This is a genomic window from Microcystis sp. LEGE 08355, assembly GCF_015207185.1.
Lineage (GTDB): Bacteria > Cyanobacteriota > Cyanobacteriia > Cyanobacteriales > Microcystaceae > Microcystis > Microcystis panniformis.
In genome coordinates this window covers 1-6,596 of record NZ_JADEXI010000246.1, presented here as the reverse complement: position 1 = coordinate 6,596, position 6,596 = coordinate 1, and the positions used below count along the sequence as shown (strand labels likewise).

The window sequence follows — 6,596 nt, the reverse complement described above, 5'->3', positions numbered from 1 at the left end:
TTGAAGAAGTTTCAGTATATCCTACTCTTTCTTGTCTTTCGTACCAAGCTTGTGTTCTGAGATGGAGAGCTTTATTGTAAACCAATCTTACACAGCCCAAAGTGCGCCGCAATAGCGACTCTTGTTCTGGTGTTGGGTAAAATCGAAACGAGTAGGCTTTTTCCATGTCTCACATTTTAGCATATATTTCGTAAATGTGCTAATATTTAACAGTAAAGCCGTCGTAGAACGACGGGGTTTCAGACCCAAAATTTTCGATGAAGATAGTTTCACCAATTTGCGCTCCAAGCCCAGGTTTTAGTTTGCATTCTTCCACTGTTCCAATGCCACCTTCGTGTGACTGTACCATTCTGAATTTGATTACGATTAGGCTTGCCCTCGTAACGCGCCGATAGACCAACCAGTGCTTTCGGCATCGCAACTAAACTCACAGTTTCAATCAATGGGCATGGTGCGTTCCCAAAAATCGATCGGTGGAGCAGTAGGAGCCAGATTAGGGGACGCACCCTAGGGCTGAAAACGGAGATTTTGAAGAGATCGCACTTGAGCAATGGTTTCAAAATCACGGTCGTTGTGAATCAGAAGCAGATCATTTTCCAGTGCCGCTTGAGCAATACAGCAATCAATTGGGCTGCGAACAGTCAATCCTTGACGACGCAGATCATAGTAAATACGTGCAGCCGCTTGCCAGGAAGAAGGCCTGAGTTCAACATAATCCTGCACTTCGAGGTAAGTAGAGAGGATTGTCCACTCTTGCTCGTTTAAGCTCCCTTGAAGCAGTTCAAGCTGGGTAAAGCGGGTGAGTAAAATCTCACGATTTGCAATTAACGTTTCCAGTTGCTGGCGAACTTGACCACTGCGATCGCGGAAGACGCTGATCCACACAGATGTGTCAATCAGCAACATGACGAGTTTCACGTAGGGCTTTATAATCAAAATCTGGAGCAAATTGAATTTGTCCGGCAAGGTCGAGAAGGTTTTTCTTACGGCGGGATTTTACGAATTCTTGTAGAGCAAGATTCATTAGTTCCTCTTGGGTGGTGAGGTTAGTCAGTTGAAAGGCTTCCTTGAGAAGCGATTCATCAAGGTTGAGGGTAATTTGCATAGGATGGATATTAGATTGAAGTATGGGTGATTATTCTCTTTACATTTTAATCCGATAGATGACTAACCCACCTCTGGGCATATCTTTGTTAGTTGGCCCTCAAACCTTAAGCTACTTGCTACCAGATCAGTGATCGCACTTGATTTACGGTCGGTGTATCTAGTAATGTTGTTTGATGTTCTATCAGCAGCCGATCAATTTGATTCAACTCATGTTCTTTAAAGCCTCGGTTCTTTTCTAGGAAGACGGGAGCGAGACAAAATTTCGCAATTTGCTTATCCCTCTTAATATGTTAAAATTATGGTGATTAGGCTGATCAACTCCGCTTATGGATGAAAGCTTTGAATGGGATGAAGATAAAAATCTTTTAAACCAACAGAAACACGATGTTTCCTTTGAATTAGCCCAATACGCATTTTTTGACCCCAACAGAGTTATCGTACAAGATCTGGCTCACAGTCAAGAAGAAAATCGATTTTACTGTATGGGGCAAGTTAATGAAGGAATCATCACAGTGCGCTTTACTTACCGGGAAGGAAAAGTTAGAATTTTTGGAGCTGGTTATTGGCGAAAAGGACGTAAACTATATGAACAGCAAAATAACTTATACTGATGAACCAATGGAACTGGGACAAGTAGTTAAAGATTTTTTACCGCCTCCAGACCAGTTAGTTCCTAAAGATAAAACCAAAACTAATCAAGTAACATTAGAATTAACAGAAGAAAGTGTAAGCTTCTTTAAATCTCAAGCAGATCGAAAGCAAATTCCTTATGAAAAAATAATCGAATTACTGGTTGAACAATATGCTCATGAATGTATATCTGATGGTTAAACGCCTCATAAGAGCATTGTCTAACCGACATTATAGCTGACTTGAAAAAGGTGCGTTACACGCGCGTTTTAGCACCCTACAAGATCGGCATCGCACTTAAACTCACAACTTTAATCAATGTGCAGGGTGCGTTCCCCAAAATCGATCGGTGGAGCAGTAGGAGCCAGATTAGGGAACGCACTCTACAAGATCGGCGATCTGCTACGCAGTGCCTTTGGCATCGCACTATGCAGTGCCTTCGGCATCGCACTATTTCAGTCTCCGTGCAAGACCATCAGCGGCCTTGAGCATCTTGGGTATTCGGAATTGCCCAGCCATTGATTGAATGTGTTGGGCAGCTACGTTGTATTCGATGCCGATTGCTGTGACAAAGAGAGGCCGCTTGCTGTTTGCGCGGAACACTTCGACCGCGTGTTCCGAATCACGATAACGGTTCTTGGCAACGCCGACGATGACGGCGGGTTGCGTCAGCGAACGGTGCAGATACGCACCCAAACCTGGCGTAAGGTCACGAGAGAGATGGCAATAGCCATCAATCACATAGGTGTGTACGTCGAACCCGATCTGCGTGATCACCCTCAGCAGCGGCGACAATTCCCGCCTGTAGAACTTTCCTGGTTCGTATGCCGCCACAGGTTCTTCGGTCGCCGTGCGGCTGGCAATTGGTTCCTCAGATTGCCATTCTTTGAACACAATTGCGGCAGCGTGTGCCGCAGTGTCGGTGTAATGGACATCGAGAGCAGCAATCATCGGAGGCCACCATCCAGAAAATGAACCGGCTTACCGGCAATTATTGCGTCGAGGCAGCCTTCCAATTGAATTGCTTCTGGTAGTTCTTGAGCTTTTTGTACAGGTTTACTTAGAAGTGTTGATAACATTTCTTCTCTTCTCTTGAAAACATCACTATATGTTAGACGGAAAGTTTCCATATATCACGCCGAATACACATTTGTTAAAAAAAAATCTTTCCGCCTATTACTCTCAAATGGAGCAATCGCAAGAAACTTTCCCTATATTACGCCCAAAAGCGTGTTAGCCAGATTAGTTTACTGCAAACAATCTACTTTAAAGAGACTTATCATAGAAGCTTTCCAGAATTATGGCAAAGATCCTTGTATCTGGCTGCACTTTGTCACAAAATTTCACTATTATTTCGGGTGCGGTGATTTGTTATAGCGGTTTTCAGTCTAATAAGGTATGGTAAATCCCTTGTTATGCCGCTGCCATCCTTGTTTTAAAATACAAAAACATGAATCTGCCTGTTATTGATGTGCCTCCATATACGCTCGTAGCAATTGATTGATCTGTGTTTGATAGCCACGCCCTTGAGACTTAAACCACTCTAATACATCGCTATCAATGGGGAGTGTAACTTGAGCCTTGGCTTTTGTAGCAGGTAAACCCCGCCGCACTACCGCCTTAGCAAACATTTCTGGCGTAATCTCTGGACAATCTGATAAATCAATATCTTCATCGCTCATCGCATCCAATCGTTGCCAATCAGTTTGAGAGTTGCTCGAAGTAGGTTCGTTGTTCATATTTCGTCGCTTTTCTTGCAGAAATAATACGGGTGCAATCCTCACGTTCTGTATGGACAACGGCAATCACTCGCCCTTGCAACAAACCGAATGTGACAAAACGCTGCTCTCCATAACCGTAACGATCATCCTCAACCGTTACAATATCCCCCTCAAACACGGCTGGAACATCGGTAAAATCTATTCCGTGCTTACGAAGATTAGCAAGACGTTTTGCTTCATCCCATTCATATTCCATAACCGAACGACAGCTACAATAACCAATTGTAGTTATAAATTGTCGTTACAGCTATCCATGCCAAGCAATTTTTATCGTCAATGAATGCCCCGCAAGCAACTTCAAGCCACTGTCCTAACCGAGGACTTGCCGCATAACTACATATTACAGGTCAACTTTCTATATAACACTCTCCAGAGTAACGATATGGGTCAACTTTCTGTATATCACACCCAAAAGCCTGTTAACCAGATGAGCTTACTGCCAACAATCTCTTTTAAGGAGACTGATCACAGAAGCCTTCTAGAGTTCTAGCAAAGATTTTTATATCTGACTGCACTTTGTCACAAAATTTTACTATTATTTTGACACTTTTAATAGTTATTGAATAGGGGAAATTAACCGATAATTAATAACTGGTTGGGGTGCGTTAATTTAAACAGTAACACACCCTAACTTTGTATTAATGCAAGAAATGACGAATGCCTGTTAAGACCATAATTAAACCTAACTCATTAGCGGCATTAATCGAATCCTGATCTTTTAAAGAACCTCCGGGTTGAACAATTGCCTCGATACCAAACTGGGCCGCCGTGCGAACAGAATCATCAAAGGGGAAAAAACCATCACTAGCTAAATAGCCACCTTTAGCCGCTTCTGCTGCTTGTTCAAGGGCAATTTTCACCGAACCAACGCGATTCATTTGCCCCGCACCAACGCCTAAAGTAGTTTGATTTTTTGTCACCACAATAGCGTTAGATTTAACGTGCTTAGATACCTTCCAAGCAAACAGTAATTCCGCTAATTGTGCGGCAGTGGGTTGTTTTTCTGTCACCACTCGCCACTCATCCGGAGTTTCCACCACGTCATCGGCCGCTTGTACTAGAAAACCGCCAGCGATAACTTTTACTGTTTGTTTTTCTCCCGTGGTTAAGTCCGGCAGCAATAAAATCCGCACTTTTGACTTTTTAGCGAGTATATCCCGGGCTTGGGGACTACAATCGGGGGCAACCACGCATTCTAGGAAGGTTTTCGTTAATTCTTTAGCGGTTGCTTCGTCTATGGCTTGATTTAGGGCAACAATACCCCCAAAAGCCGAGATAGCATCGGCGTTAAAAGCTTTAGTATAAGCTTCCACTAAACTACCACCGATCGCCACTCCACAGGGATTAGTGTGTTTCAAAATAGCGGCAGCCGGTTCTTCCCTGCCGAATTCGGCGATTAAACGGCGGGCTGCTTCTAAATCGACTAAATTGTTATAACTTAGTTCTTTTCCCTGTAATAAGGTCGCTTTTCCCCAACCTTGAGCCATTGTACCGCTGCCGTACCAAGTGGCACTTTGGTGGGGATTTTCGCCGTAACGCAGGGTTTGTAGGGCATTTCCCGCCAAATTAAAGCGAGTCGTTTCCCCGTTTAAGCTGGCGAAATAGGCAGCGATCGCACCATCGTAGGCATTGGTTAAAGCGAAGGTTTCCCCCGCCATTTTTTGACGGAATTCCAGGGAGATTTCGCCGTTATTTTGCCGTAATTGGCTTAAATACTGCTCGTAATACTTCGGGTTACTGATGACAGTCAAATGGGCGAAATTTTTAGCCGAGGCGCGTAACATCGCCGGACCACCAATATCGATTTGTTCGATCGCCTGAGCGGTGGTAACATCAGGATTAGCGATCGTCTGTTCAAAGGGATAGAGATTAACCACCACCAAATCAAAAGGACGAATTTGATTAGCCTCCATTTCCGCTAAATCTGACTGCCAATCCCGTCTAGCCAAAATACCGCCATGGATGCGAGGATGGAGAGTTTTCACCCTTCCGCCCAAGATTTCAGGAGATCCTGTATATTCTCCCACTTTAATCACGGGAATTCCCGCTGCTTGGAGCGTTTTGGCGGTTCCTCCACTGCTAATAATTTCAAAATCAAATTCTTCTGTTAGCTGACGGGCAAAGTCAACTATTCCGGTTTTGTCAGTGACGCTGATCAGCGCTAAACGTCCCATAGTAGTGATCTATAAGCAACAATCTCAGTATATCCCAGCCCTAACCCGTTAAAAATTAAAAAAAGTAGGTTAGTAAATAATCAGCTGCTTCTATATTTTTATCTCTCAAATAGCAACTTATGCCAAGGCAATTTTTAAAGTCCTCCTTGAAAGATTTAGTCTGACTTGTTAAAAAATACAGGATTTTTTAGGGTAACGAAGTCCATCGAGATTAGTGAAAACCTCTTGGCAACCGTCATCGCCAAATGTTCTCAGATTACCATCATCTAGGAGAGTAGCCACTTCTGGTAAACTGGTACCACTGGTACTTAGTTCGAGGTTATCTCAAAATAATCTGGAGGACGAGCTTTTCCCTCATGTCTGACGTTTATCTAATTGGTGGCCCCAATGGTTCCGGGAAAACCACCGTCGCTAAAAAAATTTTACCCAACTTTTTAGGCGTTATCGAGTACGTTAACGCCGATGAAATTGCCGCCGGACTCTCACCTTTTAATCCTGAGTCGGTTGCTATCCAAGCAGGACGGTTGATGTTAGAAAGGCTGGTAACACTGAAGTGCCAAGGAATAGATTTTGCCTTTGAAAGCACCCTGGCAGCCCGACATTTTGCCCGTTTTTTGAGAGACTGTCGCAGTTCTGGCTATAGGCTCAATCTTATTTATTTTTGGCTACAAAGTCCAGAATTAGCTTTAGAGAGAGTTCACAGAAGGGTAGCCAGTGGCGGTCATAATATTCCTGAAGATGTGGTTCGTCGTCGTTATGAGCGGGGACGCATTAACCTCATCGGAAATTTTGGGTCTGAAACCCCGCCGTTCTAGGTTGGCTTTACGTTAGAATTAAAAGGCCAGTCTCGAAAACCAAGTGGACGGCGCAGCACCTTGAAAACTCGGCTTAGGGGGTTCCGACC

The 6,596-nt window shown here is 43.9% G+C and carries 10 protein-coding genes and 1 pseudogene; 3 read left to right on the top strand and 8 right to left on the bottom strand.

Going from position 1 to position 6,596, the window contains the following annotated elements; genetic code table 11:
* From IQ242_RS13460 to IQ242_RS13450, 3 genes are all read right to left on the bottom strand, one after another.
* Window positions 1-166: helix-turn-helix domain-containing protein (locus IQ242_RS13460; protein WP_103127373.1), on the bottom strand; the 166-nt coding region annotated here is incomplete at its 3' end.
* Between the two features lie 341 nt (window positions 167-507).
* Window positions 508-906: a PIN domain nuclease gene (locus IQ242_RS13455; RefSeq protein ID WP_002785628.1), complete on the bottom strand. Its 399-nt coding sequence runs from the start codon at window positions 904-906 to the stop codon at window positions 508-510.
* On the bottom strand, window positions 893-1,105 hold the full coding sequence (locus tag IQ242_RS13450; RefSeq protein ID WP_002754145.1) for a type II toxin-antitoxin system VapB family antitoxin: 213 nt from the start codon (window positions 1,103-1,105) through the stop codon (window positions 893-895). The genes IQ242_RS13455 and IQ242_RS13450 overlap by 14 nt, the downstream gene beginning before the upstream one ends.
* A 328-nt stretch (window positions 1,106-1,433) precedes the next feature.
* Here IQ242_RS13450 and IQ242_RS13445 point away from each other — a divergent pair, with 328 nt between their 5' ends.
* Together IQ242_RS13445 and IQ242_RS13440 are read left to right on the top strand one after the other, a co-directional pair.
* Window positions 1,434-1,718, top strand: a complete 285-nt coding sequence (locus IQ242_RS13445; RefSeq protein ID WP_061433170.1) for a BrnT family toxin — start codon at window positions 1,434-1,436, stop codon at window positions 1,716-1,718.
* A gap of 7 nt (window positions 1,719-1,725) precedes the next feature.
* Complete coding sequence (locus IQ242_RS13440; RefSeq protein WP_228020978.1) at window positions 1,726-1,938, top strand: hypothetical protein; 213 nt, start codon at window positions 1,726-1,728, stop codon at window positions 1,936-1,938.
* A gap of 249 nt (window positions 1,939-2,187) precedes the next feature.
* Here IQ242_RS13440 and IQ242_RS13435 read toward each other — a convergent pair whose 3' ends face one another.
* The 5 genes from IQ242_RS13435 to purH all read right to left on the bottom strand — a co-directional run bounded on the left by IQ242_RS13435 (window position 2,188) and on the right by purH (window position 5,692).
* Complete coding sequence (locus tag IQ242_RS13435) at window positions 2,188-2,688, bottom strand: endonuclease V (RefSeq protein ID WP_043996815.1); 501 nt, start codon at window positions 2,686-2,688, stop codon at window positions 2,188-2,190.
* Entirely contained in the window at window positions 2,685-2,816 is a 132-nt protein-coding gene (locus tag IQ242_RS26755; protein WP_255520654.1) for a hypothetical protein, read from the bottom strand. Before IQ242_RS26755 ends, IQ242_RS13435 begins: the two co-directional genes overlap by 4 nt.
* Window positions 2,817-3,200: 384 nt before the next feature.
* Window positions 3,201-3,419: a BrnA antitoxin family protein gene (locus IQ242_RS13430; protein ID WP_228020977.1), complete on the bottom strand. Its 219-nt coding sequence runs from the start codon at window positions 3,417-3,419 to the stop codon at window positions 3,201-3,203.
* 19 nt (window positions 3,420-3,438) lie between these two features.
* A complete protein-coding gene (locus IQ242_RS13425) occupies window positions 3,439-3,714 on the bottom strand; it encodes a BrnT family toxin (protein WP_193960309.1) in 276 nt (91 codons plus the stop codon).
* 442 nt (window positions 3,715-4,156) lie between these two features.
* Window positions 4,157-5,692 (bottom strand): bifunctional phosphoribosylaminoimidazolecarboxamide formyltransferase/IMP cyclohydrolase, encoded by a 1,536-nt coding sequence (gene purH, locus IQ242_RS13420; RefSeq protein WP_193960308.1) that lies wholly within the window; start codon window positions 5,690-5,692, stop codon window positions 4,157-4,159.
* Window positions 5,693-6,048: 356 nt separating this feature from the next.
* Here purH and IQ242_RS13415 point away from each other — a divergent pair.
* A pseudogene (locus IQ242_RS13415) lies at window positions 6,049-6,474 on the top strand (zeta toxin family protein); the annotation flags it as partial.
* Window positions 6,475-6,596 lie beyond the last annotated feature (122 nt).

Excerpts from the sequence above, each read along its gene's own strand:
- IQ242_RS13425 (WP_193960309.1), bottom strand. The coding sequence starts at position 3,714 with ATGGAATATGAATGGGATGAAGCAAAACGTCTTGCTAATCTTCGTAAG.
- purH (WP_193960308.1), bottom strand. The coding sequence starts at position 5,692 with ATGGGACGTTTAGCGCTGATCAGCGTCACTGACAAAACCGGAATAGTT.
- IQ242_RS13445 (WP_061433170.1), top strand. The coding sequence starts at position 1,434 with ATGGATGAAAGCTTTGAATGGGATGAAGATAAAAATCTTTTAAACCAA.
- IQ242_RS26755 (WP_255520654.1), bottom strand. The coding sequence starts at position 2,816 with ATGTTATCAACACTTCTAAGTAAACCTGTACAAAAAGCTCAAGAACTA.
- IQ242_RS13440 (WP_228020978.1), top strand. The coding sequence starts at position 1,726 with ATGGAACTGGGACAAGTAGTTAAAGATTTTTTACCGCCTCCAGACCAG.
- IQ242_RS13450 (WP_002754145.1), bottom strand. The coding sequence starts at position 1,105 with ATGCAAATTACCCTCAACCTTGATGAATCGCTTCTCAAGGAAGCCTTT.
- IQ242_RS13435 (WP_043996815.1), bottom strand. The coding sequence starts at position 2,688 with ATGATTGCTGCTCTCGATGTCCATTACACCGACACTGCGGCACACGCT.
- IQ242_RS13430 (WP_228020977.1), bottom strand. The coding sequence starts at position 3,419 with ATGAGCGATGAAGATATTGATTTATCAGATTGTCCAGAGATTACGCCA.
- IQ242_RS13455 (WP_002785628.1), bottom strand. The coding sequence starts at position 906 with ATGTTGCTGATTGACACATCTGTGTGGATCAGCGTCTTCCGCGATCGC.